The sequence below is a fragment of the Streptomyces sp. P9-A4 genome (genome assembly GCF_036634195.1).
Lineage (GTDB): Bacteria > Actinomycetota > Actinomycetes > Streptomycetales > Streptomycetaceae > Streptomyces.
Genome location: NZ_JAZIFY010000001.1, coordinates 2,915,505 through 2,939,210, shown reverse-complemented (window position 1 = coordinate 2,939,210; position 23,706 = coordinate 2,915,505). Strand labels below are relative to the sequence as shown.

At 72.2% G+C, this 23,706-nt stretch carries 20 protein-coding genes and 1 tRNA gene; 11 read left to right on the top strand and 10 right to left on the bottom strand.

Annotated features, from left to right (window positions below; genetic code table 11):
* Positions 1-39: 39 nt before the first annotated feature.
* The 5 genes from pth to V4Y03_RS13145 form a co-directional block, all read right to left on the bottom strand.
* Positions 40-636 carry an aminoacyl-tRNA hydrolase gene (pth, locus tag V4Y03_RS13165; protein WP_317874570.1) on the bottom strand — a complete coding sequence of 199 codons (597 nt, stop codon included), beginning with the start codon at positions 634-636 and terminating at the stop codon, positions 40-42.
* Between the two features lie 118 nt (positions 637-754).
* The gene (locus V4Y03_RS13160) at positions 755-1,336 is read right to left on the bottom strand and encodes a 50S ribosomal protein L25/general stress protein Ctc (protein ID WP_317874571.1); all 582 of its coding nucleotides are present in this window, start codon (positions 1,334-1,336) and stop codon (positions 755-757) included.
* Between the two features lie 255 nt (positions 1,337-1,591).
* Positions 1,592-2,566 carry a ribose-phosphate diphosphokinase gene (locus V4Y03_RS13155; protein WP_141302919.1) on the bottom strand — a complete coding sequence of 325 codons (975 nt, stop codon included), beginning with the start codon at positions 2,564-2,566 and terminating at the stop codon, positions 1,592-1,594.
* 121 nt (positions 2,567-2,687) lie between these two features.
* On the bottom strand, positions 2,688-4,133 hold the full coding sequence (gene glmU / locus V4Y03_RS13150; protein ID WP_317874572.1) for a bifunctional UDP-N-acetylglucosamine diphosphorylase/glucosamine-1-phosphate N-acetyltransferase GlmU: 1,446 nt from the start codon (positions 4,131-4,133) through the stop codon (positions 2,688-2,690).
* A gap of 109 nt (positions 4,134-4,242) precedes the next feature.
* Positions 4,243-4,314, bottom strand: a tRNA-Gln gene (locus tag V4Y03_RS13145).
* A 139-nt stretch (positions 4,315-4,453) separates the two neighbouring features.
* Here V4Y03_RS13145 and V4Y03_RS13140 point away from each other — a divergent pair.
* Complete coding sequence (locus V4Y03_RS13140) at positions 4,454-5,773, top strand: sensor histidine kinase (RefSeq protein ID WP_332435039.1); 1,320 nt, start codon at positions 4,454-4,456, stop codon at positions 5,771-5,773.
* A 47-nt stretch (positions 5,774-5,820) separates the two neighbouring features.
* Here V4Y03_RS13140 and V4Y03_RS13135 read toward each other — a convergent pair whose 3' ends face one another.
* Both V4Y03_RS13135 and V4Y03_RS13130 read right to left on the bottom strand, forming a co-directional pair.
* Positions 5,821-6,318: an SUKH-3 domain-containing protein gene (locus V4Y03_RS13135; protein ID WP_317874574.1), complete on the bottom strand. Its 498-nt coding sequence runs from the start codon at positions 6,316-6,318 to the stop codon at positions 5,821-5,823.
* A 10-nt stretch (positions 6,319-6,328) separates the two neighbouring features.
* On the bottom strand, positions 6,329-6,841 hold the full coding sequence (locus V4Y03_RS13130) for a YwqJ-related putative deaminase (RefSeq protein ID WP_317874575.1): 513 nt from the start codon (positions 6,839-6,841) through the stop codon (positions 6,329-6,331).
* Positions 6,842-7,107: 266 nt separating this feature from the next.
* On the opposite strand from V4Y03_RS13130, the gene V4Y03_RS13125 reads away from it, so the two are divergent.
* From V4Y03_RS13125 to V4Y03_RS13105, 5 genes are all read left to right on the top strand, one after another.
* Positions 7,108-8,106, top strand: a complete 999-nt coding sequence (locus V4Y03_RS13125; protein ID WP_317874576.1) for an SMI1/KNR4 family protein — start codon at positions 7,108-7,110, stop codon at positions 8,104-8,106.
* A 7-nt stretch (positions 8,107-8,113) separates the two neighbouring features.
* Positions 8,114-10,867, top strand: a complete 2,754-nt coding sequence (locus V4Y03_RS13120) for an SUKH-4 family immunity protein (RefSeq protein ID WP_332435038.1) — start codon at positions 8,114-8,116, stop codon at positions 10,865-10,867.
* 153 nt (positions 10,868-11,020) lie between these two features.
* On the top strand, positions 11,021-11,908 hold the full coding sequence (locus V4Y03_RS13115; protein WP_332435037.1) for a cellulose-binding protein: 888 nt from the start codon (positions 11,021-11,023) through the stop codon (positions 11,906-11,908).
* A 49-nt stretch (positions 11,909-11,957) separates the two neighbouring features.
* Complete coding sequence (locus tag V4Y03_RS13110; RefSeq protein ID WP_332435036.1) at positions 11,958-12,335, top strand: VOC family protein; 378 nt, start codon at positions 11,958-11,960, stop codon at positions 12,333-12,335.
* 105 nt (positions 12,336-12,440) lie between these two features.
* Positions 12,441-12,575, top strand: coding sequence for a hypothetical protein (locus V4Y03_RS13105; protein ID WP_332435035.1), 135 nt, complete (start codon positions 12,441-12,443; stop codon positions 12,573-12,575).
* On the opposite strand, the gene V4Y03_RS13100 is transcribed toward V4Y03_RS13105, so the two are convergent.
* Positions 12,541-13,071, bottom strand: a complete 531-nt coding sequence (locus V4Y03_RS13100; protein ID WP_332435034.1) for an ATP-binding protein — start codon at positions 13,069-13,071, stop codon at positions 12,541-12,543. The two genes, V4Y03_RS13105 and V4Y03_RS13100, sit on opposite strands and share 35 nt — an antisense overlap.
* 102 nt (positions 13,072-13,173) lie before the next feature.
* Between V4Y03_RS13100 and V4Y03_RS13095 the strand changes: the two genes are divergently transcribed.
* Positions 13,174-14,019, top strand: a complete 846-nt coding sequence (locus V4Y03_RS13095) for a helix-turn-helix domain-containing protein (RefSeq protein ID WP_332435033.1) — start codon at positions 13,174-13,176, stop codon at positions 14,017-14,019.
* Entirely contained in the window at positions 14,016-14,264 is a 249-nt protein-coding gene (locus V4Y03_RS13090) for a DUF397 domain-containing protein (protein WP_332435032.1), read from the top strand. The genes V4Y03_RS13095 and V4Y03_RS13090 overlap by 4 nt, the downstream gene beginning before the upstream one ends.
* Before the next feature lie 29 nt (positions 14,265-14,293).
* Here the strand turns inward: V4Y03_RS13090 and V4Y03_RS13085 are convergent, their stop codons facing one another.
* Positions 14,294-15,748 (bottom strand): MFS transporter, encoded by a 1,455-nt coding sequence (locus tag V4Y03_RS13085; protein WP_443079870.1) that lies wholly within the window; start codon positions 15,746-15,748, stop codon positions 14,294-14,296.
* Positions 15,749-16,032: 284 nt separating this feature from the next.
* On the opposite strand from V4Y03_RS13085, the gene V4Y03_RS13080 reads away from it, so the two are divergent.
* Together V4Y03_RS13080 and V4Y03_RS13075 are read left to right on the top strand one after the other, a co-directional pair.
* Positions 16,033-16,821, top strand: coding sequence for an ABC transporter ATP-binding protein (locus tag V4Y03_RS13080; protein ID WP_317877491.1), 789 nt, complete (start codon positions 16,033-16,035; stop codon positions 16,819-16,821).
* On the top strand, positions 16,818-19,388 hold the full coding sequence (locus V4Y03_RS13075; RefSeq protein WP_332435029.1) for an ABC transporter permease: 2,571 nt from the start codon (positions 16,818-16,820) through the stop codon (positions 19,386-19,388). The genes V4Y03_RS13080 and V4Y03_RS13075 overlap by 4 nt, the downstream gene beginning before the upstream one ends.
* Before the next feature lie 109 nt (positions 19,389-19,497).
* On the opposite strand, the gene V4Y03_RS13070 is transcribed toward V4Y03_RS13075, so the two are convergent.
* On the bottom strand, positions 19,498-19,743 hold the full coding sequence (locus tag V4Y03_RS13070) for a type II toxin-antitoxin system Phd/YefM family antitoxin (protein ID WP_317877292.1): 246 nt from the start codon (positions 19,741-19,743) through the stop codon (positions 19,498-19,500).
* 272 nt (positions 19,744-20,015) lie between these two features.
* On the opposite strand from V4Y03_RS13070, the gene mfd reads away from it, so the two are divergent.
* Positions 20,016-23,546 (top strand): transcription-repair coupling factor, encoded by a 3,531-nt coding sequence (gene mfd / locus V4Y03_RS13065; RefSeq protein WP_332435028.1) that lies wholly within the window; start codon positions 20,016-20,018, stop codon positions 23,544-23,546.
* Positions 23,547-23,706 lie beyond the last annotated feature (160 nt).

The following is a 23,706-nucleotide window of genomic DNA, read 5'->3' as shown; positions in this document are numbered from 1 at the left end:
CCCGCGATCGTACAGTCGTACGTTCCGACCGCCAGGGTCCTACGAGTTGTACGCCGACTGGGCCCGCTCCAGGCCCTCCGCCACCAGGCACTCCACCGAGTCCGCCGCCCGGTCCACGAACCAGTCCAGGTCCTTGCGCTCCGTCGCCGAGAAGTCCTTCAGGACGAAGTCCGCCACCTGCATCCGGCCCGGCGGACGCCCGATCCCGCACCGCACCCGGTGGTACTCGGGACCCATCGACTTCGTCATCGACTTCAGGCCGTTGTGCCCGTTGTCCCCGCCGCCGATCTTCAGCCGCAGCACCCCGTAGTCGATGTCCAGCTCGTCATGGATCGCCACGATGTTCGCCGTCGGCACCTTGTAGAAGTCCCGCAGCGCCGTCACCGGACCGCCCGACAGGTTCATGTACGACATCGGCTTCGCGAGGATCACCCGGCGGCTCGCGGGTCCCGGCGGGCCCATCCGGCCCTCGACGACCTGCGCCTGCGCCTTCTGCGCCCGCTTGAACGAACCGCGCATCCGCTCGGCGAGCAGGTCCACCGTCATGAAGCCGATGTTGTGCCGGTTGGCCGCGTACTCGGGCCCGGGGTTGCCGAGGCCGACGATCAGCCAGGGGGCGTTCGCGTCGTCCGTCATCTGCGTCAGGTCTCCTCGTGTCCGTCCACGCGCGTGCGTACTTCCGTACCCGTACAAGGGAAACGGGGTGACGGGCCGTGTGGCCCGTCACCCCGTCACGTCAGGCAGAGCCTACGGCTCAGGCCTCGGCACCCTCGGTGGCCTCGGCGGACGGCTCCTCGGCCTGCGCGCCCAGGATCTGGAGGACGACGGCGTCGGCGTCGGTCACCAGGGTGGCGCCCTTCGGCAGGGTGATGTCCTTGGCGAGGATGGAGGCACCGGCCTCCAGGCCCTCGACGGAGACCGTGACGGCCTCGGGGAGGTGGGTGGCCTCGGCCTCGATGGAGAGGGTGCTCAGCACGTGCTCCAGCAGGTTGCCGCCGGCGGCGAGCTCACCCTCGGCCTGGACCGGGATCTCGACCGTGACCTTCTCGCCGCGCTTGACGAGCAGCAGGTCGACGTGGACCAGGAAGCCCTTGATCGCGTCGCGCTGGATCGCCTTCGGGATCGCCAGCTCGTTCTTGCCGTCCACGTCCAGGGCGAGCAGGACGTTCGGCGTGCGCAGCGCCAGGGCAAGGTCGTGGGCCGGGAGGGTCACGTGCGCCGGCTCGGAGCCGTGGCCGTAGACGACCGCGGGAACCTGGTTGTTGCGGCGGATCGAACGGGCGGCGCCCTTGCCGAACTCGGTACGGACGGCAGCGGCGAGCTTGACCTCGGACATGGTGCACTCCTCGTAGAAAGGTGACGAAAAGACTTGGGTCACCCGGCCACGACTGGCGATGGCCTGCTACGAAGAGCGCGTCGATAACGGACCGCCGTGACCCTGTACATCCGTACGGGTACGGCCTCCCTCGCCGAGCAACTACGGCAGTCTACCGGCCGACCGCCCTACCACCCAATTCGATCACTCAAACACGACCGAGGGCCGCTCCCCCGAACGGGGAAGCGGCCCTCATGCCTGCTGCGGCGCCGGGGCTCAGTGCTCCTCGAAGAGGCTCGTCACCGAACCGTCCTCGAACACCTCGCGCACCGCGCGCGCGATCGTCGGCGCGATCGAGAGCACCGTGATCTTGTCCAGCTCCAGGGCGCCAGGAACCGGCAGCGTGTCCGTGAACACGAACTCGCTGACCTTGGAGTTCTTGAGGCGGTCCGCGGCCGGGCCCGACAGGATGCCGTGCGTGGCCGTCACGATGACGTCCTCCGCGCCGTGCGCGAACAGGGCGTCGGCGGCGGCGCAGATCGTGCCACCGGTGTCGACCATGTCGTCGACGAGGACGCAGACGCGGCCCTTCACGTCACCGACGACCTCGTGCACGGTGACCTGGTTGGCGACGTCCTTGTCACGGCGCTTGTGGACGATCGCGAGGGGGGCGTCCAGACGGTCGCACCAGCGGTCGGCGACCCGCACGCGGCCCGCGTCCGGGGAGACGATCGTCAGCTTGGCGCGGTCGACCTTGGCGCCCACGTAGTCCGCGAGGACCGGCAGCGCCGACAGGTGGTCGACCGGGCCGTCGAAGAAGCCCTGGATCTGGTCCGTGTGCAGGTCGACCGTCAGGATGCGGTCGGCGCCCGCCGTCTTCAGCAGGTCCGCGACCAGACGCGCCGAGATCGGCTCGCGGCCGCGGTGCTTCTTGTCCTGACGGGCGTAGCCGTACGACGGGATGATCACGGTGATGCTCCGGGCCGAGGCCCGCTTCAGCGCATCGATCATGATCAGCTGTTCCATGATCCACTTGTTGATCGGAGCCGTGTGGCTCTGGATCAGGAAGCAGTCCGCGCCGCGGGCCGACTCCTGGAAGCGGACGTAGATCTCACCGTTGGCGAAGTCGAACGCCTTGGTGGGAACGAGGCCGACGCCCAGCTGGTGCGCGACCTCCTCGGCCAGCTCGGGGTGGGCGCGGCCGGAGAAGAGCATCAGCTTCTTCTCGCCGGTCGTCTTGATCCCGGTCACAGCACTGTCTCCTCAGACGTGTTGTCTGGCCGCGTTCCACGAGCTGTCGTGCGCGTGTGCGAGCCAGCCGAATTTGTGTGCACGTATCACGGTACGCCGAGTTCGACGTACCTGTTTCCGGTCAGCTCTCGCCGGCGGAGTCCTCGGTCGCGGCCTGGGCGGCCTGCGCGGCGGCGCTTCCGGGCCGCTTCCTGGCCACCCAGCCCTCGATATTCCGCTGCTGGCCCCGGGCCACGGCGAGCGAGCCGGCCGGCACGTCCTTCGTGATCACGGACCCGGCGGCGGTGTAGGCGCCGTCCCCGATCGTGATGGGAGCCACAAACATGTTGTCCGAACCGGTCCGGCAGTGGGACCCGATCGTGGTGTGGTGCTTCGCCTCGCCGTCGTAGTTCACGAAGACGCTGGCGGCGCCGATGTTCGAGTACTCGCCGATCGTCGCGTCGCCCACGTACGACAGGTGGGGGACCTTGGTGCCCTCGCCGATCGTCGCGTTCTTCATCTCGACGTACGTGCCGGCCTTGGACTTCGTACCGAGGTTCGTGCCCGGACGGAGGTACGCGAAGGGGCCCACGGAGGCGCTGTCGCCGATCACGGCCGAGTCCGCCACGGTGTTGTCCACGCGGGCGCCCTTGCCGACGCGGGTGTCCTTGAGGCGGGTGTTCGGGCCGACCTCGGCGTCCTCGCCGATGTGGGTCGCGCCCAGGAGCTGGGTGCCCGGCAGGATCACCGCGTCCGGCTCGAAGGTCACGGTGACGTCCACGAACACGCTCGTCGGGTCGACGACCGTCACACCCGCGAGCATCGCCCGCTCGATCAGGCGCTGGTTCAGCAGGGCGCGGGCCTCGGCGAGCTGCACGCGGTTGTTGATGCCGAGGATCTCGCGGTGGTCGGCCGCCACGGAGGCGCCGACGCGGTGCCCGGCCTCCCGCAGGATGCTCAGCACGTCGGTGAGGTACTCCTCGCCCTGGCTGTTGTCCGTCCGCACCTTGCCGAGGGCGTCCGCGAGCAGCTGCCCGTCGAAGGCGAACACACCGGAGTTGATCTCGCGGATGGCGCGCTGCTCGTCGGTGGCGTCCTTGTGCTCGACGATCTCGGTGACGGCGCCGGAGGCGTCGCGGACGATCCGCCCGTAGCCGGTGGAGTCGGGGACCTCGGCGCTCAGCACGGTGACGGCGTTGCCGTCGGCGGCGTGCGTGCCGGCCAGCGCCCGCAGGGTCTCCCCGGACAGCAGCGGCGTGTCGCCGCAGACGACGACCACGGTCCCGTCGGGCGCCTGCCCGAGCTCCTCCAGGGCGATCCGCACCGCGTGCCCGGTGCCGTTCTGCTCCTCCTGGACGGCGGTCCGGGTCCCGGCGTAGTGCGCCTCCAGATGACCCTTCACCCGCTCACGGGCGTGCCCGACGACCACGACGAGGTGCTCGGGCTCCAGCTCCCGCGCGGCGGACACGACGTGCCCGACGAGCGACCGTCCGGCGATCTCGTGCAGGACCTTGGGGGTCTTCGACTTCATGCGGGTGCCCTCACCCGCTGCGAGGACGACGACGGCTGCCGGGCGGTTGGCGCTCACGGGATTGCCCTTCGGCTTTGGGTGGTGGACGCACGAAGGATACCGGGGGGCAAGGGGGCGGACATGAGTGCGGGTCCTGACCGTGGAGGTCAGGACCCGAGTGAAGAAGCTCCCCCGCCAGGACTCGAACCCGGACATAAGGCACCAAAAGCCTCAGTGCTGCCAATTACACCACAGGGGACTACTCATGCCGCGAAACAGACATTTCCGCTGGTCCGTTGATCCGGCGGCCTCCACTATGCCGTACGCGGACCCCTCGATGCGACGGTATAGCCGGGAGCTCACCGCCACCGGTGGGCCGCGCCCGTAGGGTGATGGGTATGACCACAACGGGGGCAGATCGGGACGCCGAGGGCGTCGGGAAATGGTGGTGGTGGGGAAGACGGCGGAGTGTCGTGCTCGATGTCGGGCTCGCTCTGCTGTCCGCGTTCGAGTGCGCGCTCGAAGGGATCGGGTTCGCCGGCAAGGCCGCGCTGCCCGTGCCCGTGGGGGTGCTCTTCGGGCTGCTCGTCGGGTCCGTGCTGCTCGTCCGGCGCCGGTGGCCCATCGTGGTCGTCCTCGTGTCGATCGCCGTCGCGCCCGCCGAGATGGGCTTCCTCATGGGGATCGTCGGGCTCTACTCGCTCGCCGCCTCCGAGGTGCCCCGGCGGATCACCGCCCTGCTCGCGGGCATGTCGACGCTCGCCGTCTTCGTCGTGACCGTGGTGCGGATGCGCCAGGACGTCGCCCAGGCCGACGTCGGACAGCCCGACATCGACCCCAGCGGCTGGTACGTCCCCGTCGTCGCCGTCTTCATGACGCTCGGCCTCAACGCCCCGCCCCTGCTCTTCGGCCTCTACATAGGGGCCCGCCGCCGCCTCATGGAAAGCCTGCGGGAGCGCGCGGACAGCCTGGAACAGGAACTCTCCCTGCTCGCCGACCGCGCCGAGCAGCGCGCCCAGTGGGCGCGCCAGGAGGAGCGGACCCGGATCGCCCGCGAGATGCACGACGTGGTCGCCCACCGGGTGTCCCTCATGGTGGTGCACGCGGCTGCCCTCCAGGCGGTCGCGCTGAAGGACCCCCAGAAGGCCGTACGCAACGCCGCCCTCGTCGGTGACATGGGGCGCCAGGCCCTGACCGAACTGCGCGAGATGCTGGGAGTCCTCCGCGAGGGCTCCGCCCCTGCCGCCCCCGCCGTGGTCCCCCTGGCCGCCGTCGGGCGGGCCGCCGCCGCCGCCGCCGAGGCCGCCGCCGACGACGGGCCCTGCCTGGACGCCCTGGAGACGCTGTGCGAGCAGTCCCGGCTGGCCGGGGCGGCCGTGGAGTTCCTGGTGATCGGCGAGGCCCGCGCCTATCCGCCGGAGGTGGAGCGGACGGCGTACCGCGTCGTGCAGGAGGCCCTCACCAACGTCCACAAGCACGCGGTCGGCGCCGAGGTCGTGGTGCGCCTGGCACACCGGGGGACCGAGGTCGCGATGCAGGTGGAGAACGGCCCCTCGGACGCCGCGGCGGCCGACGTGGGCCTGCCGAGCGGCGGCAACGGCCTCGTGGGGATGCGGGAGCGGGTCCTGCGGATCGGCGGGGTGTTCGTGTCGGGCGCGACGGACGCCGGCGGCTTCAAGGTCTCGGCGGTCCTGCCGACGGGCCCCGGCCGGGCGTGAGCCACGTGGGGGCGCGCCGGGCGTGAGCCGCGGCGGAACCCCGCCGCCTACTCCTGCCCCGCCGTCAGCCGCGTCGGCTGCGCCCCCGTGACCAGGGTCGACAGTGCCGCGTCGATGTCCTTGCCCAGGTACCAGTCGCCCGCGTGGTCGAGGCTGTAGACCCGGCCCTCCGCGTCCATCGCCAGGATCGCCTGGTGGTCGCCCTCCTCGCCGAGCGGCGCGATCTCCGTGTCGAGGGCGCGTCCGAGGTCCGCCAGGGTCCGGGAGAGGTGGAGTCCGGCGAGCGGGTCGAAGCGGACCGCGGCGGGCGCTATCTGCCGGCCGTGCCCGGGCGCCGTGATCCGCAGTCCGCCGAACTCGGCCCAGGCCTCGACGACGGCCGGGAACACGCTGTGCCGGTGCCCCGCCGGGGACGTGTGGGCCCGCAGGGTGTCGGCCCACTCCTCGGCGAGCCTGATGTCCCAGCGGCCGGGCTGCCAGCCGGCCTCGCGGAGCGCGGCGTCGACGTTGACCGGGAAACGGGTGGTGCTGAGGTGGTCGGGCATGGGTGCGCGATCAGCCGTTCTCTGCGGGCGTGGTGGGGTCGACGGCACGGACGCCGAAGTGGGCGAGCATCGCCGTACAGGAGCGGCAGGGAGCGGCGTAACTGCCGTGGAGCGGGTCGCCGTCCTCGCGGATACGCCGGGTCGTGAGCTTGGCGTGCTTCAGGGACCGGCGTGCCTCGCCGTGGGTCAGCGGCTTGCGCTGGGCGCGCTTGGACCGCCCGCTCTCGGTCGCGGCGAGGTGCCGGGAGAGCAGGATCGCCTCGGGGCAGCGCCCGGTGAACCGTTCCCGCTGGCCGCTGGTGAGGGTGTCCAGGAAGTCCTGGACGAGCGCGTGCAGGGCGGGCGGCCGGTCGCCGCGGCCCGCGGTGCACGTGAGGGTCTCGCCGCGTACGGAGAGGGCGGCGCCGACGGTGGGGAGGATGCCGTCGCGACGGTGACGCAGTAACGGGGCGCGGCCGGATTCGGCGCTGCTGCTCCAGTTGAGGCGTGGGTCACCCTGTGTGGGCGTCGGTGCTGTGTGCATGGTGCGCTCTTCCCCTCCTGCAATCCCCCGAGTTGCGTGGACAGCCTGCCAAATAGGGAGCCATATGGGGAAGCTGGGGCGGCGGAACGCCGCTTCGGTGTGTCGGAATCATGGTGCGACTGTCATGGCGTCGTGACACTTGGTCACCGTCGGATCGGGCCGGTTCGGCCTCTTGTGGCAGCGCATAGGCTGTGCGGCATCAGTCAGGAGCAGCCAGCGGCTGCGCGTAGTAGCAGTCAGCGACGCCAGTGCAGGGGGCAACCGCCATGACGACAGGTCGGCTCGGGCAGGACACCGCGCCACCGAACGCGGCCTATGCCGGGCAGGTCGTGCACTTCCCGGACCCGGTCCGTGCTTCCCGTCACCCGAGAGGGGTGCGGGTGGACGAGTTCGGTCACCCGGATTTCTCGCCGTACGCGCGCGCGGCGGCGGAGATCGCCGACCCGCCCGAGGGATTCGGTGTCGACGAGCTGCGGCTCACGGACTACGTGTCGGCGAACGCGGCGATGGCGGCCACCGGTCATGAGCTGTGGGACACCATCCCGTCGGTGGCGACTCCGCACGGCTGGACCTGGCACCACGTGGCGCGCAGCCGCCGGATGGAACTCGTCCCGGTCGAGGTGAAGGCCCTGCTGCGCCATCACGGCGGGGTGGCGACGGCCGCGGTCGACCACGGCAAGCGGGGTACGCGTCCGCTGCAGGAGACCCGGCCGGCGCACTTCGGGCTGCCGAAGGGCCTGGTGTCGGTGTCGGAGCAGCAGCTCCAGGGCGTCGAGGAGGACCTCGGCTACCGGCTTCCCGGGGCGTACCGCTCCTTCCTGAGGGCGGCGGGCGGGTGCGCCCCGGTGGGCGCCGCGCTCGACGCGGAGCTGGGCCTCCTGGTCGACCAGCCGTTCTTCACGGTCCGGGAGGAGGCGGGCGTCAATGACCTCGTCTATGTCAACAAGTGCCTCCGCGACCATCTGACCAAGGACTATCTGGGCGTCGCGTTCGTCCAGGGCGGTCTGATCGCGTTGAAGGTGCGGGGCGAGGCGGTCGGTTCGGTGTGGTTCTGCGCGTACGACGACGCGCGGGACACCGGTGAGGTGGCGGCCGGCTGGACGGTGGCCGAGCGGGTGGAGCGGCTGCTGCTGCCCTGCGGTACGGACTTCGACGCGTTTCTGCAGCGGCTCGCGGGCAATCCGCCGGAGCTGGAGACGGTGGCGAACCTGATGGTGGACGGTGGCTTCGCGCGTGCGGTGCCGGTCGTCCCGGTGGGGGAGTGAGTGGGCTGTGGTGACCTTCGCGCAGGCGCAGGAGCGCGCCGAGGAGTGGATCAACGGCGACCTGCCGTCGTACCAGCACCGTGAGGTGCGGGTGCGGGAATTCGAGCTGGGGTTCGTGGTGTGGGCGGAGGACCGCGAGGGCGGTCCGACCTCCGACGGGGGGCGCCAGCGCCTGGTGATCGCCCGGGACAGCGGCGAGGCGACGCTGTGGCCGGGGCTGCCGGTGGGTGAGGTCATCCGCCGGTACGAGGAGGAGTACGGGGCCGCCGAGGACGTTCCTGCCCAGGCGGCGGTGCCGGCGGCCCGGAGCGATCTGAACCAGACGTCGTTCCTGCTGAGTCCGCCGGAGTGGCTGCAGGACGCGGCGGACAAGATCGGGCTGCCGAAGCAGCCGAACGTGTCGCAGGAGAACGCGAGCGCGGCGGCGTCGGTGGACGACGCGTCGGACGCGTCGGACGCGGGGGCGTCGGGGTCGGGGTCGGGGTCGGTACTGGGGTCGGCTTCGGTCGCGTCGTCTTCGTCGGCGTCGTCCGCTTCCTCCTCGTCCTCCTCTTCCTTCTCGTCCTCCTCGTCCTCCTCGTCCTCCGTGTCGGAGGGGGCCGGTGCCGCGTACGAGCCCACGGCGATGGACGGGGTTCCGGCGGAGACGCCTCCGGCTCCCGTGCCGCCGGCCAGGCCCGCGCCCGTGGACAGCCCCTGGGCCGACGCCAACGCGAGTTCCGGTGGGGCCGACGGGGCGGTGCCGCTGCCCGCGACGGTCTTCGCGCCCGCGCTCTCGGGGACGGACGACGAGGACACCCCGCCGCTGTCGGTGGGCGCGGACGCGCCGACCGCCCTGATGAAGGGGGGCAGTGCGCTGCCCCCGACCGCGATCGCCCCTCGCCTGGACCCGGCCCATCCGGCGCCGGGTGCCGCTCCTGCGGCCCCGCCCGCCCCGCCCGCGCCCGCGCAGGCCGGTCCGGTGCGTCCCGCCGGTCCCGCCGGTCCGGGTGTGCCGCCGCCCCCGCCGGCCGTGCCGGGTGGCGGGGACATCGCGGACGCCGCGACGAGCAAGGCGTCGCTGTCGCCGAAGAGCGGGCGCGGTCCCGTGTCGCCGCCCCCGCCGCCGGGCGCCCCCGGCATCCCCGGAGCCCCGGGTGCGCCCGGCGCTCAGGGTGCCCCTGCGGCCCCTGGTGTTCCGGGTGCCCCCGGTGCTTCGGGTGCCCCCGCCTACGTACCGACGCAGCTGGTGTCGCAGCTCGGGCCCGACGGCCCCCAGCCGCCGGGTCCGCCCGCGCAGCCGGGCCCGCTGGGTCCGCCGGGTCCGCCCGCGCAGCCGGGCCCGCTGGGTCCGCCGGGTCCGCCGGCGCAGCCGGGCCCGCTGGGTCCGCCCGGTCCGCCCGGTCCGCCGGCGCAGCCGGGCCCGCTGGGTCCGCCCGGTCCGCCCGGTCCGCCCGCGCAGTCCGGTCCGCCCGGACCGCCCGCTCCCCCCGGCCCCGCGACGCCCCCGCAGCCCGTGCACCACGCGGCCACGATGCTCGCCCACCCCAACCAGGGCGGCCCCGCCGCCCCGCCGCCGCCCCCGCCGCCGCCGGGCATTCCCGGCGCGCCCGGTACGCCCGCGGGCGGGGTCGCGCACGCCGCGACCATGCTGGCGCACCCCGGTCCGGCCGGTCCCTCGGCCCCTCAGCCGCCCGGCCCTCCCGGTCCGCCGCCGGTGCACGGGGGTCACACGCCGCCGCCCGCGCCGGGGCAGGTGGCCGGCCCCGGAGCCGTACCGCCCGCGTACGGGTATCCGCAGCCCGCCGCGCAGCCGACGGTCGGCCCCGGGTACCAGGCGGTGCTCCGCTACCGCGCGCCCGACGGTTCCGAGGCGCAGATCATCCGGCGTTCGGCGCCGGGCACCCCGCACCCGGAGTGGCAGATCCTGCACGAGCTGCGCGCGATGAACGTGCCGCCGCAGCAGGTGCTCGAACTGCACACGGAGCTGGAGTCCTGTGAGCTTCCGGGCGGTTACTGCGCCCGGATGATCAGGGAGACCTGGCCGCAGGCGCGGATCACCAGCATCGCCCCGTACGGCCGTGATCACGCGGGCCGTCAGCAGGGCATGCGTCAACTCCTCACGCATCAGGGTGAGTTGCACCAGGTCGCGGACGGTCCCGCGCGGCCCGCGCCGGTACGGGCGCCGCTGCCGCAGGTGCAGCCGGCTCCGCCGGTGCCGCCGGAGGTGATCGCGCAGGAGCTGGCCGGGGCGTTCGGTCCCGGCATCCTCCGCTTCGACCAGCGCGCGGTGTCCCGGCAGGGTGTGCCGGAGCTGGTGGCGCTGACGCTGGTGTGGGCGGGTCTGCCCGCGGACTTCGGGCCGTTCTTCTGGGCGCAGCCCGCCGTCCCCGTGGTGCCGACGCTGGCCGAGCTGGCGGCGCAGCGGCAGGTTCCGGCCGCGCCGGACGCGAGTTCGTACCTGGTGATCGGTTCGGACTTCGGCCGGGCGCTCTGTGTCCAGTACGGGACCGCGCACATCGTGGCCGTACCGGTGGAGGCGGGTCCCGGCGGGCAGTCGGTGCCGCCGCAGTTCGTCAACACCGGACTGCCGGAGTTCACGCGCTCGATGGCGCTGCTGGGCCGGATGTGGCGGCTGCGGTTCGGGCTCAACCCGGAGCAGGCGGGCCGCTGGACGGTCGACTTCCAGGCGCAGTTGGCCATGCTGGACCCGGCGGCGCTGTCGTCGCCGGAGAACTGGTGGTCGGTGCTCCTGGAGCAGATGTGGGACGGCCTGCTGTAAGAGGCCGCTGTGAGTGGAGGGACAGGGGTTTCCCCCTGACGCCGCTGGACAGAATGTGATGAAAGGCGCTCGACGTGTATGCACGTTGGGCGCCTTTTGTCCGTTCTGATGAAGCATCCTGGACGTTCGGGACACAGGGAAGGGGCGTCAGGGATGAGTTTCGCTGTCGGACGGGGGCGCGGGTACCGGCCCGAGCAGGTCGACCGCCATCTCGCCGCGCTCTCCGAGGACCGTGACGGCGCCTGGGAGCGGGCCGCGCGGCTCACCGTCCTCGCCAAGGAGATGGAGGCCGAGGCCGCCCGGCTGCGCGAGGCCGTCGCGGCGCTCGCGCCGCAGCGGTACGAGGAGCTGGGCGACCGGGCCCGGAAGATCCTGGAGCTGGCCGAGCAGGAGGACGAGGCGCTGGTACGGGCCGCCGAGGCCGAGGCGCAGTCCCTCGCGGAGGCGGCCGACACGGCGGGCCGGGAGGCGGCGGAGTCGGCGCGGGCGTACGCGGAGGGCGTCCGGGCGGCGGCGGACGCGGCGGCCCGCGCGCGCCTGGAGGCGGCGCGGGGGCGGGCCGAGGAGCTGACGACGGAGGCGGGCCGCGAGGCGGAGGAGCGGCGGACCGGGGCGCGGGAGGTCTTCGAGGAGACCGAGCGGCGCGCGGCGGAACTCCTCGCGAAGCAGGGCGCCGAGCAGAAGACGGTACGGGACGAGGCCGAGCGTACGGAGGAGGGCGCGGCGGCCGACCTGGAGGCGCGGCACGAGGAGCTGTTCGGGGGCGCGGAGGCGCGGCTCGCGGAGGCTCGGCGGGCGCTCGCGGAGACCGAGGAGCAGGCCCGGCACGGCCAGGAGGACGCGGAGGCGCGGGCGGAGGAGGTGCTCGCGGAGGCGCGGATGAAGGCGGAGCGGGTCGAGCGCGAGACGGAACGGGTGCTGCGGGAGCACGAGGAGGGGCGCGAGGAGATCCACGCGCACATGGAGCACATCCGCAGCTCGCTGGCGGCGCTGACGGGCCGGGTGGCGGGGCCGGAGCAGCCGGAACAGCCCGAGGAGTAGCGGGACTTGGCCCCGGGGTGTGGATGTCCCCAGCGGTAGGCTCCCGGTCATGATCATGAAGCTGGTGGCGGCCACCCTCGACTGCGCCGACCCCATGGCCCTCGCCGACTTCTACAGCAGGGCCACCGGGCTCCCGCTCGCCGAGCGCTCCGACGACGAGTTCGCGGGGCTTCGTGGAGCGGAGGGGCTGTTCCTCGGTTTCCAGCGCGTCGACGGCTACCGGCCCCCGACCTGGCCGGGCCAGGACGTGCCGCAGCAGCTGCACCTCGACTTCGACGTCGACGACCTGGACGAGGCGGTGGCCCGGCTCGTGGAGTGGGGCGCGACCGTGCCCGACGTCCAGCCCCGTCCGGACGGGTGGCGGGTCGTCCTGGACCCGGCGGGGCACCCGTTCTGCCTGACGCTCCCGAGGCGTCCGGGCGCGTGACGGAGGCCGCTGCGGGCCGGAACGCGTCCGTCGGCCAGCCTCCGCGGCTGGGGAGGCTTCCTGAACCTCGTCGGCGACGCCAACGGTGACGGTCACGCCGACCTCATGGCCGCCGTGACCGGGGTGCCCGGCGCCCGTGGCGTCACCTTCTACGCCGGTACGGGGAACTGGAAGGCCCCGTTCGAGCCCGGGGTGAAGACCGACGTCACGAGCTGGACCGACTACGACGCCGTGTTCTAGCCGCCTTCCGGGTGAGGGCGCACTCCGCCCACACCGTCTTTCCCGGCGCCCCGGCCCTCGGGCACCAGCCCCAGCGGTCGGCGAGCGCGTCGACGAGCAGCAACCCCCGGCCCCCGTCCGTCAGTTCCGGACCGGGGCCGGGGAGCGTTCCGGGCCGGGGCGGTACGCGCTCCGCGCGGGTGTCGCTCACCTCGATCCGCGCGACCGGCGCGGTCCCCTCCGTGACGCGCAGCGAGATGCGGAAGTCCCGCCCCGGGACGTGCCCGTGCCGCACCGCGTTCGTCGCCAGCTCGGCGGCGACGAGCACGACGGTCTCGTGCGCCCCGGTCCCGTACGGGACACCCCACTCGTCCAGCCGTACGGCGACGAGCCGCCGGGCCAGCCGGGCGCCCCGGGGCGTCGAGGTGAACCGCATGCTGAAAAGCCCGCTCTCCAAGTAAGGCGAGACACCGGAGAGTTGGGTGGTGTCGGTGGGGCTGAGGTTGTTGCTCGTCATGGCTCCCACACTCCTCTTGGTGGCGTAGCGTGACCAGTGGTGACGCACCGACGCGATGGCCTTGTACGTGGGGTGTCGGTGCCGGTACGAGAGGCGGGGCGCGTGGCGGAGGAAGGGCCTGAGGCCGAGGTGGGCCAGGCAGTGGAGAAGTCCGGCAGAGGTGTGGTGGCCGGGTTCGGGCAGAGCCTGAAAACGTTGCGGGTGCGGGCGGGGATGGAACGGGAGGAGCTGGGCAAGCGGCTGGGCTACTCGGCGTCGACCATCGCCTCCTTCGAGCAGGGCCGGAGAATCCCGCCGCCGCGTGCGGTCGACCAGTCGGACGAGGTGCTGGACGCGGGCGGGTTGCTCTCGGTGTGGAAGGACCAGCTGGAGAGGGCGCAGTACCCGGCGTTCTTCCGGGGAATGGCACAGCTGGAGAAGCAGGCGATAGAGCTGCTGGCGTACGACACTCTGGCAGTCAAGGGGCTGTTGCAGACCGAGGAGTACATGAGGGCGGTGCTGAGCAACAGGCGTCCGCCGCTCGACGCCGAGACCATCGAGCAGCGCGTGACCGCCCGGCTGGCCCGACAGGCCATCTTCGACCGACGCCCCGCGCCCTTCCTCAGCTTCGTCATGTGCGAATCCGTGCTGCGGCGGAAGGTCGGTGGCAGGGAGGTGCTGCGCGGACAGCTGGAGCAGATCCTCCTCATCGGCCAGCAGAGGAATGTCGAGATCCAGGTCATGCCGCTCGACTGCGAGGAGAACGCGGGCTTGGAAGGGCCGTTCACGGTCGTCACTCGCGAGGACGGCAAGAGGTTCGTCTACGCCGAAGCCCAGAGCACCAGTGCCCTGGAGACCGATCCCAAGCAGACGGTTCTCGCCGCAGCCCGCTATGGGATCATCCGGTCGCAGGCTCTCAGCCCGCGAGAGTCACTGAGGTTGATCGAGAAATTGTTGGGAGAGCTATGAACAGCGCGGAGCCCCTCGCCTGGTTCAAGAGCAGCTACAGCGGCGGTGACGGCGGCGACTGCGTCGAGGTCGCATTCGCCTGGTTCAAGAGCAGCTACAGCGGAACTGAGGGCGGCCAGTGCATCGAGGTCGCGACCGGCGCGGGAGCCGTGCACGTCCGGGACTCCAAGGACGTGGCCCGGCCGGCCCTCCGGCTCTCGCGTGACGCGTGGGCCGGGTTCGTCGGGCTCGCCTCGGCGGAGTAGTACAGCCGCCGTCTGTACACGCCGCGCGGTCAGTCGTCGGCCCCCGCCGCCTCCTTGAGGACCGGGAAGCGGCGGGGTGCCAGGGTCAGCAGGACCACGAGGGCGAGGGCCGCCGCGCCCGCCGCGCCCACGAAGACGTGGTCGACCGCCGCGTCGACCGCGTGCCGCAGGCCGTCCATCGCCCCGGCCGTCAGGGAGCCGGGGTCGTCGAGCGCGCGGGCCAGGGTGTCCAGGTCGCCGCCGCCGAGGCGGGCGGCGAGGACGCCGTTGGCGACGGCGCCGAAGACGGCCGCGCCGACGCTCTGGCCGACCTGTCGGCAGAAGAGGACCGACGCGGTGGTCGTGCCCCTCTCCTCGTACGGGACCGTCGACTGGACGCCCACGATCAGCGGCAGTTGGAAGAGGCCCAGGGCCGCGCCCAGGAGCAGCATGATCAGTGCCGGCTGCCAGGGTTCCCCGGGGAACGGCAGGAACGGGAAGGCGAGCAGCAGGAGCAGGGCGAGCGAGATGCCGATGACGGCGGTGAGGCGGAAGCCGATCCGGCCGTAGACCCGGTTCGAGAACGCCGCGCTGATGGGCCAGCTCAGGGTCATCACCGAGAGGACGAACCCGGCGGCGATCGGGCCGAGGCCCAGGACGGACTGGGCGTACGTCGGCAGGAAGACCGTCGGCGCGACCATGAGCAGGCCGAGCGCGCCGAGGGCGAGGTTGACGGCGGATATCGTGCGGCGGCGCCAGACCCAGCCGGGGATGATCGGTTCGGCGGCGCGCCGCTCGACGAAGACCGTGACCGCGCCGAGGACGGCCGCCCCGGCCAGGAGGCCGAGGGAGGGCGCCGACAGCCAGGGCCAGGCGACGCCGCCCTGGACGAGCGCGGTGAGGAGCAGCGCCCCGGTCGCGAAGATCGCGAGGGCTCCCGCCCAGTCGATCCGTACGCGTGTGCCGGGGGCGCGGGGGGCCGGCCGCTCCGGTTCGCGCAGGTGCCGGACGATCATCCAGAGGGCGACGAGCCCCACCGGCAGGTTGATCAGGAAGATCCAGCGCCAGTCGGCGTAGCCCGCGAGGAGTCCGCCGGCGGCGGGGCCGGCCACCGAGGAAGCGGCCCATACGGAGGACAGCTTGGCCTGGATCTTGGGGCGTTCCTTGAGCGGGTAGAGGTCGGCGGCGATCGTCTGGATGGTGCCCTGGAGCGCGCCGCCGCCGAAGCCCTGGACGATGCGGAAGGCGATGAGCGAGGCCATGTTCCAGGCGCCCGCGCACAGCAGGGAGCCGATGAGGAAGAGGACGACGCCGGTGACGAGGACCGGCTTGCGGCCGAAGGTGTCGCTGAGCTTCCCGTACACGGGGAGGGTGACGGTCACGGCGAGCAGATAGCCGGAGAACAGCCAGGAGAAGACGGAGAGTCCGCCGAGGTCGCCGACGATCTGGGGCACGGCCGTGGAGACGATCGTGCCGTCGATGGCGGCGAGCCCCATGCCGAGCATCAGGGCGACCACTACGGGTCCGCGGCGGGCGGCTGGGGTGGTCGGGCCCGCTGTCGCGACCCCCTTCACGTACGGCTCCGTCACCGCGGCATTCCTTTCTTCGTACACCTAAATGTGCGGGGTCAGGGTCCCACCAGGACCACGGGGGGAGAACCCCTAGGGGCATCTCCCCCATACGGGCCAGGGGTGGTTCGTCCCGGCGGAGGAGGTGAAGTGCCGTACCGGCTTCTTAACTTGAACTTACAAAGCCACCTGCCGCTTCGCGCCATCGCTAGGAGAAAATCGTGACCACGGCTGTGACCATCCCCAGGCACGGGGGTACCGAAGGGAGCACGGCCGTCGCGGCGCGGGCGCGTCAGGTCGTCAAGGCGTACGGCTCCGGGGAGACCCGGGTCGTCGCCCTGGACTCCGTCGACGTCGACATCGCCCGCGGCCGGTTCACCGCGATCATGGGGCCCTCCGGCTCCGGCAAGTCGACCCTGATGCACTGCCTCGCCGGCCTCGACACCGTCACCAGCGGGCAGATCTTCCTCGACGAGACCGAGATCACCGGCCTCAAGGACAAGAAGCTGACGCAGCTGCGCCGGGACCGGATCGGCTTCATCTTCCAGGCGTTCAATCTGCTGCCGACCCTGAGCGCGATCGAGAACATCACGCTCCCGATGGACATCGCCGGGCGGAAGCCGGACGCCGAGTGGCTGCGCCGGGTCGTCGACACCGTCGGCCTCTCCGAGCGGCTCAAGCACCGGCCGAACGAGCTCTCCGGTGGCCAGCAGCAGCGCGTCGCCGTGGCCCGCGCGCTCGCCGCCCGGCCCGAGATCATCTTCGGTGACGAGCCGACCGGAAACCTCGACTCCCGGGCCGGCGCCGAGGTCCTCGGCTTCCTCCGTACGTCCGTGGACGAGCTGGGCCAGACGATCGTCATGGTCACCCACGACCCGGTCGCCGCCTCCTACGCGGACCGGGTCCTCTACCTCGCCGACGGCCGGATCGTGGACGAGATGCTGCGGCCCACCGCCGACGCCGTCCTCGACCGCATGAAGGACTTCGACGCGCGCGGGCGGACCTCATGAGCGTCATGAAGACCTCGCTGCGCAACTTCTTCGCGCACAAGGGCAGGATGGCGCTGTCCGCCGTCGCCGTCCTCCTCTCCGTCGCCTTCGTCAGTGGGACCCTGGTCTTCACCGACACGATGAACACGACGTTCGACAAGCTCTTCGCGTCGACGGCGTCCGACGTCACCGTCAGCCCCAAGGCCTCCTCCGACGGCGACACCCCGCGGACCGGCCGCCCCGAGTCCTTCCCCGCCTCGCTCGTCGAGCAGGTCAGGAAGGTCGACGGCGTCCAGTCCGTGCAGGGCGCGGTCGTCTCGACCGGCGTCACCGTCGTCGACGCGAAGAACAAGAACGTCGGGCCCACCGGCGGCGCCCCGACCCTCGCCGTCAACTGGAGCCCCAACGAGCTGCGTTCGGTGGAGATTGCCTCCGGCCACGAGCCGCGCGGCCCCACCGAGGTCGTCGTCGACGGCGCCACCGCCGAGAAGCACGGCCTCAAACTCGGCGACACGCTGCGCACGATCTCCGTCACCGGTGACTTCACCGCGAAGATCTCCGGCATCGTCGAGTTCAAGGTCACCAACCCGGGCGCTACCGTCGTCTACTTCGACACCGCCACCGCGCAGCGCGAACTCCTCGGCAAGGAAGGCCTGTTCACCCAGATCGCGGCCGACGCGAAGCCCGGTGTCAGCGACGACGTCCTCAAGCGGGACATCGCCGCCGCGATCGGCGGCGGCTACAAGCTCCAGACCGCCGCCGAGGCCGCCGACGCGGGCCGCGAGGACGTCGCCGGCTTCCTCGACGTCATGAAGTACGCGATGCTCGGCTTCGCCTTCGTCGCCTTCCTCGTCGGCATCTTCCTCATCGTCAACACCTTCTCCATGCTGGTCGCCCAGCGCACCCGCGAGATCGGCCTCATGCGGGCGATCGGCTCCAGCCGCAAGCAGGTGAACCGTTCCGTCCTCGTCGAGGCGCTGCTCCTCGGCCTCTTCGGCTCGGTCGCCGGCGTCGCCGCGGGCGTCGGCCTCGCCGTCGGCCTCATGAAGCTCATGTCCGCGGTCGGCATGGAACTCTCCACCCGCGACCTCACCGTCAAGTGGACGACCCCGGCCGTCGGCCTCGCCCTCGGCATCGTCGTCACCGTCCTCGCCGCGTACATCCCGGCCCGCCGCGCCGGGAAGGTCTCCCCGATGGCCGCCCTCCGCGACGCGGGCACCCCCGCCGACGGCAGGGCGGGCCGGGTGCGGGGCGGCATCGGCCTGGCCATGACGGCCGCCGGAGCGGCGGCGCTGTTGGCCGCGGCCCGCGCCGACGAGGCCGGTCCCGGCTCCCTCTGGCTCGGCCTCGGCGTCGTCCTCACCCTCCTCGGCTTCGTCGTCGTCGGCCCGCTCCTCGCGGGCGCCGTCGTCCGCGCCCTGGGCGTCGTCGTCCTGCGGATCTTCGGCCCGGTCGGCCGGATGGCCGAGCGGAACGCGCTGCGCAACCCGCGCCGCACCGGCGCCACCGCCGCCGCCCTGATGATCGGCCTCGCGCTCGTCGCCGGTCTGTCGGTGGTCGGTTCCTCGATGGTCGCCTCGGCCACGGACGAACTGGACCGGTCCGTCGGCGCCGACTTCATCGTGCAGTCCGGTACGGGGCAGCCGATCGTGCCGCAGGCCGCCGCCGCGATGGAGAAGGCGCCGGGCCTGGACCACGTCACCGAGTACCGGTGGGTCGACGCCACCGTCACCGACCCGCGCGGGAGGACCACGACCGCCGATCTGGCCGCCACCGAACCGTCGTACATGAAGGACCTGCGCCGCGAGACCACGGCCGGCACCCTCGCCGACGCGTACGGCAAGGGCGCGATGTCCGTCGGCAGCGACTACGCCACCCAGCACGGGGTGAAGGTCGGCGACGTGCTGACCCTCGCCTTCAAGGGCGGCGAGAAGGCGAAGCTGAAGGTCGCGGCGATCACCGCGGACACCGGGCAGGTCGACAAGGGGGCGATGTACATCAACGTCTCCACCCTCGCCGAGAACCTCCCCGCCGAGCGGATGCCGCAGAGCCTGCTGATCCTCGCCGGCGCGAAGGACGGCCAGGAGACCCAGGCCTACCAGGCGCTCAAGGACGCGCTCGCGCCGTACCCGCAGTACAAGGTCAGCAACCAGGCCGACTACAAGAAGGAACTCCAGGACCAGGTCGGCCAGCTGCTCAACATCGTGTACGGGCTCCTCGCCCTGGCGATCGTCGTCGCGGTGCTCGGCGTCGTGAACACCCTGGCGCTCTCGGTGGTCGAGCGGACCCGCGAGATCGGCCTCATGCGGGCCATCGGCCTCTCCCGCCGCCAGCTGCGCCGCATGATCCGCCTGGAGTCGGTGGTCATCGCCCTCTTCGGCGCGCTGCTCGGCCTCGGCCTGGGCATGGGCTGGGGCACGTCCGCCCAGAAGCTCCTGGCGCTGGAGGGCCTCGGCGTCCTGGAGATCCCCTGGCCGACGATCCTGACGGTCTTCATCGGCTCGGCCTTCGTGGGCCTCTTCGCCGCCCTGGTCCCGGCGTTCCGGGCGGGCCGGATGAACGTACTGAACGCGATCGCCAGCGAGTAGTCGTCCCGAACGCGATCGTGAGCGGGTGACGGTCGCGGGACGGAACGGGGGAGCGCGGCCCCGGTGGACCCTGCCAGGTCCACCGGGGCCGTCGTGCTGCTCCGGAAAGTCACTCGTCGTCCCCGAAGGCCTCGTCGAAGGCCTCGGGGAGATCGTCGAAGTCGTCGGATGCGGGGATACGGCCCTTGAGCGCGCCGAAATCGCCCCGGCGGGGCCTGCCGGCCAGCGGGATCACCTTCGCGACCGGTTCGCCGGACTTGCTGATGATCACCTCCTCGCCGGTGGCGACCGCTTCCAGGATCTTGGAGAAGTGGATCTGCGCCTCGTCGGCGCTGTACTGCCGGGCTGCTGCCATAGCGGCCTCTCACAGTGGGGAGGGCTCACAGCTGAGTGTGTGCTGAGTGTGCCGGGTGGACCGAGTACTGGACTAAAGCGTAGTGCGACAAGCCGACCTGCGGCCCGTTCCGTCACCCTCCCGGGCGGCCCCTTTCCTTCGGGCGGGTGGCGGGCGTACGTCGTAGGGTGGGGGCGACCGGGCCGTGCGCGCCCGGGACCACCCGGCCCGTTCGACGTGTCGGGCTGTTCGCGTTGCCCGCCCCCGTCGTCCGAACCCGGGATGGAAGCTCCATGAGCCTGCACGGTCTGCTCGATGTCGTCGTCAAGGACGCGGCCCTCGCCGAGGCGGTCAAGGCCGCCGCCGACGGGAACCGCCCGCACGTCGATCTGGTCGGGCCCGCGGCGGCACGGCCCTTCGCCGTCGCCGCGCTCGCCCGGGACTCGGGGCGGCCGGTGCTCGCGGTGACCGCGACCGGGCGGGAGGCCGAGGACCTGGCCGCCGCCCTGCGGTCCCTGCTCGACCCGGACCGGGTCGTCGAGTACCCCTCCTGGGAGACGCTCCCGCACGAGCGGCTCTCGCCCCGCTCCGACACCGTCGGCCGCCGTCTCGCCGTACTGCGCCGCCTCGCCCACCCCCGCGACGACGACCCGGCCGCCGGCCCCGTCAGCGTGGTCGTGGCGCCCATCCGCTCCGTACTCCAGCCACAGGTCAAGGGCCTGGGCGATCTGGAGCCGGTGGCCCTCAGGAGCGGGCAGAGCGCCGACCTGAACGAGATCGTCGAAGGCCTCGCCGCCGCCGCGTACGCGCGCGTGGAGCTGGTCGAGAAGCGCGGCGAGTTCGCCGTGCGCGGCGGCATCCTGGACGTCTTCCCGCCGACCGAGGAGCACCCGCTCCGGATCGAGTTCTGGGGCGACGACGTCGAGGAGATCCGCTACTTCAAGGTCGCCGACCAGCGGTCCCTGGAAGTCGCCGAGCACGGCCTGTGGGCCCCGCCCTGCCGTGAGCTGCTGCTGACGCCGGACGTACGGCAGCGGGCGGCGGCGCTCGCCGAGGCCCACCCGGAGCTGGGCGAACTCCTCAACAAGATCGCCGAGGGCATCGCCGTCGAGGGCATGGAATCCCTCGCGCCGGTCCTCGTCGACGACATGGAACTGCTGCTCGACGTGCTGCCCAAGGGCGCGATGGCGGTGGTCTGCGACCCCGAGCGGGTCAGGACCCGCGCGGCCGACCTCGTCGCCACGAGCCAGGAGTTCCTGCAGGCCTCCTGGGCGGCCACGGCGGGCGGCGGCGAGGCGCCGATCGACGTCGGCGCGGCCTCCCTGTGGGGCATCGCGGACGTCCGGGACCGGGCCCGCGAGCTGGACATCGCCTGGTGGTCGGTGTCGCCCTTCGCCGCGGACGAGACCGTGTCGGGGGACACCGTGACCCTCGGCATGCGCGCCCCCGAGTCCTATCGCGGCGACACCGCCCGCGCGCTCGCCGACACCAAGGGCTGGCTGGCCGACGGCTGGCGCACGGTCTATGTGACGGAGGCGCACGGCCCCGCCTCCCGTACGGCCGAGGTCCTCGGCGGCGAGGGCATCGCCGCCCGCCTCGACGCGGACCTCGCGGAGATCTCGCCGTCCCTGGTGCACGTGTCGACCGGCTCCATCGACTACGGCTTCGTCGACCCGGCGCTCAAGCTGGCCGTGCTCACCGAGACCGACCTGTCCGGCCAGAAGGCGGCCGGCAAGGACGGCCAGCGGATGCCGGCCAAGCGCCGCAAGACGATCGACCCGCTGACCCTGGAGGTCGGCGACTACATCGTGCACGAGCAGCACGGCGTCGGCCGGTACGTGGAGATGGTCCAGCGGACCGTGCAGGGCGCGACCCGCGAGTACCTCCTCGTCGAGTACGCCCCCGCGAAGCGCGGCCAGCCCGGCGACCGGCTGTACATCCCGACCGACCAGCTGGAGCAGGTCACCAAGTACGTGGGCGGCGAGGCCCCGACCCTGCACCGGCTCGGCGGCGCCGACTGGACGAAGACGAAGGCGCGCGCGAAGAAGGCCGTCAAGGAGATCGCGGCGGACCTGATCAAGCTGTACTCGGCGCGGATGGCGGCCCCCGGCCATGCCTTCGGCCAGGACACCCCGTGGCAGCGGGAGCTGGAGGACGCCTTCCCGTACGCGGAGACGCCCGACCAGCTCTCGACGATCGCGGAGGTCAAGGAGGACATGGAGAAGACGGTCCCCATGGACCGTCTGATCTGCGGCGACGTCGGTTACGGCAAGACGGAGATCGCCGTACGCGCGGCCTTCAAGGCGGTCCAGGACGGCAAGCAGGTCGCGGTCCTCGTGCCCACGACGCTGCTGGTGCAGCAGCACTTCGGCACGTTCAGCGAGCGGTACTCGCAGTTCCCTGTGAAGGTGCGGGCGCTGTCCCGCTTCCAGACGGACACCGAGTCGAAGGCGACCCTGGAGGGTCTGCGGGAGGGCTCCGTCGACATCGTCATCGGCACCCACCGGCTGTTCTCCTCGGAGACGAAGTTCAAGGACCTGGGCCTGGTCGTCGTCGACGAGGAGCAGCGGTTCGGCGTCGAGCACAAGGAGCAGCTGAAGAAGCTCCGCGCCAACGTCGACGTGCTGACGATGTCGGCCACCCCCATCCCCCGTACGCTCGAAATGGCCGTCACCGGCATCCGCGAGATGTCGACGATCACCACCCCGCCGGAGGAGCGGCACCCGGTCCTCACCTTCGTCGGACCGTACGAGGAGAAGCAGATCGGCGCCGCGATCCGGCGTGAACTCCTGCGCGAGGGCCAGGTCTTCTACATCCACAACCGGGTCGACTCGATCGACCGGGCGGCGGCGCGGCTCCGCGAGATCGTCCCCGAGGCGCGGATCGCGACGGCGCACGGCCAGATGGGCGAGAGCGCCCTCGAACAGGTCGTCGTCGACTTCTGGGAGAAGAAGTTCGACGTGCTCGTCTCGACGACGATCGTCGAGTCCGGCATCGACATCTCCAACGCCAACACGCTGATCGTCGAGCGCGGCGACAACTTCGGCCTCTCGCAGCTCCACCAGCTGCGCGGTCGTGTCGGCCGTGGCCGCGAGCGGGGTTACGCGTACTTCCTGTACCCGCCGGAGAAGCCGCTGACGGAGACCGCGCACGAGCGGCTCGCGACGATCGCCCAGCACACCGAGATGGGCGCCGGCATGTACGTCGCCATGAAGGACCTGGAGATCCGCGGCGCGGGCAACCTGCTCGGCGGCGAGCAGTCCGGTCACATCGCGGGCGTCGGCTTCGACCTGTACGTACGGATGGTCGGCGAGGCGGTCGCGGACTACCGGGCGCAGATGGAGGGCGGCGCGGAGGAGGAGGCGCCCCTTGAGGTGAAGATCGAGCTGCCGGTCGACGCCCACATGCCGCACGACTACGCGCCGGGCGAGCGGCTGCGGCTCCAGGCCTACCGTTCGATCGCCTCCGCGAACTCGGAGGAGGACATCAGGGCGGTGCGCGAGGAGCTCACCGACCGCTACGGCAAGCTGCCCGAGCCCGTCGAGAACCTGCTGCTCGTGGCGGGCCTGCGGATGCTGGCGCGCGCCTGCGGCGTCGGCGAGATCGTCCTCCAGGGACCCAACATCCGCTTCGCCCCGGTGGAGCTGAGGGAGTCGCAGGAGCTGCGCCTCAAGCGGCTCTACCCGCGCACGGTCATCAAGCCGGCGGTCCACCAGATCCTGGTGCCGCGTCCGACGGCGGGCAAGATCGGCGGGAAGCCGGTGGTGGGGCGTGAACTGCTCGGGTGGACCGGGGAGTTCCTGACGACGATCCTGGGGTCGTGAGGCGGGGCCCCGGCACGGGGACGCTCAGGTCGTGAGGCGGTCGTGAGGTGGTCGTGAGCCGGTCGTGAGGCGGCCGTGAGGCGGGGCCTCCGGTCGGTGACGCCCAGGCCGTGAGGCCGCGTCCCCAGGCCGTGAGGCCGCGTCCCCGGGCCGGGGGCTT

What these genes read in the sequence shown, in the direction of transcription:
- V4Y03_RS13085 (WP_443079870.1), bottom strand. Translation starts at nt 15,748, where the DNA reads ATGCTCGGCATGGGGCTCGCCGCCATCGACGGCACGATCGTCTCCACG.
- V4Y03_RS13125 (WP_317874576.1), top strand. Translation starts at nt 7,108, where the DNA reads ATGACGACAGGTCGGCTCGGGCAGGACACCGCGCCACCGAACGCGGCC.
- V4Y03_RS13130 (WP_317874575.1), bottom strand. Translation starts at nt 6,841, where the DNA reads ATGCACACAGCACCGACGCCCACACAGGGTGACCCACGCCTCAACTGG.
- V4Y03_RS13105 (WP_332435035.1), top strand. Translation starts at nt 12,441, where the DNA reads ATGGCCGCCGTGACCGGGGTGCCCGGCGCCCGTGGCGTCACCTTCTAC.
- V4Y03_RS13140 (WP_332435039.1), top strand. Translation starts at nt 4,454, where the DNA reads ATGACCACAACGGGGGCAGATCGGGACGCCGAGGGCGTCGGGAAATGG.
- V4Y03_RS13115 (WP_332435037.1), top strand. Translation starts at nt 11,021, where the DNA reads ATGAGTTTCGCTGTCGGACGGGGGCGCGGGTACCGGCCCGAGCAGGTC.
- V4Y03_RS13110 (WP_332435036.1), top strand. Translation starts at nt 11,958, where the DNA reads ATGATCATGAAGCTGGTGGCGGCCACCCTCGACTGCGCCGACCCCATG.
- pth (WP_317874570.1), bottom strand. Translation starts at nt 636, where the DNA reads ATGACGGACGACGCGAACGCCCCCTGGCTGATCGTCGGCCTCGGCAAC.
- mfd (WP_332435028.1), top strand. Translation starts at nt 20,016, where the DNA reads ATGAGCCTGCACGGTCTGCTCGATGTCGTCGTCAAGGACGCGGCCCTC.
- V4Y03_RS13070 (WP_317877292.1), bottom strand. Translation starts at nt 19,743, where the DNA reads ATGGCAGCAGCCCGGCAGTACAGCGCCGACGAGGCGCAGATCCACTTC.
- V4Y03_RS13100 (WP_332435034.1), bottom strand. Translation starts at nt 13,071, where the DNA reads ATGACGAGCAACAACCTCAGCCCCACCGACACCACCCAACTCTCCGGT.
- V4Y03_RS13075 (WP_332435029.1), top strand. Translation starts at nt 16,818, where the DNA reads ATGAGCGTCATGAAGACCTCGCTGCGCAACTTCTTCGCGCACAAGGGC.
- V4Y03_RS13090 (WP_332435032.1), top strand. Translation starts at nt 14,016, where the DNA reads ATGAACAGCGCGGAGCCCCTCGCCTGGTTCAAGAGCAGCTACAGCGGC.
- V4Y03_RS13160 (WP_317874571.1), bottom strand. Translation starts at nt 1,336, where the DNA reads ATGTCCGAGGTCAAGCTCGCCGCTGCCGTCCGTACCGAGTTCGGCAAG.
- V4Y03_RS13135 (WP_317874574.1), bottom strand. Translation starts at nt 6,318, where the DNA reads ATGCCCGACCACCTCAGCACCACCCGTTTCCCGGTCAACGTCGACGCC.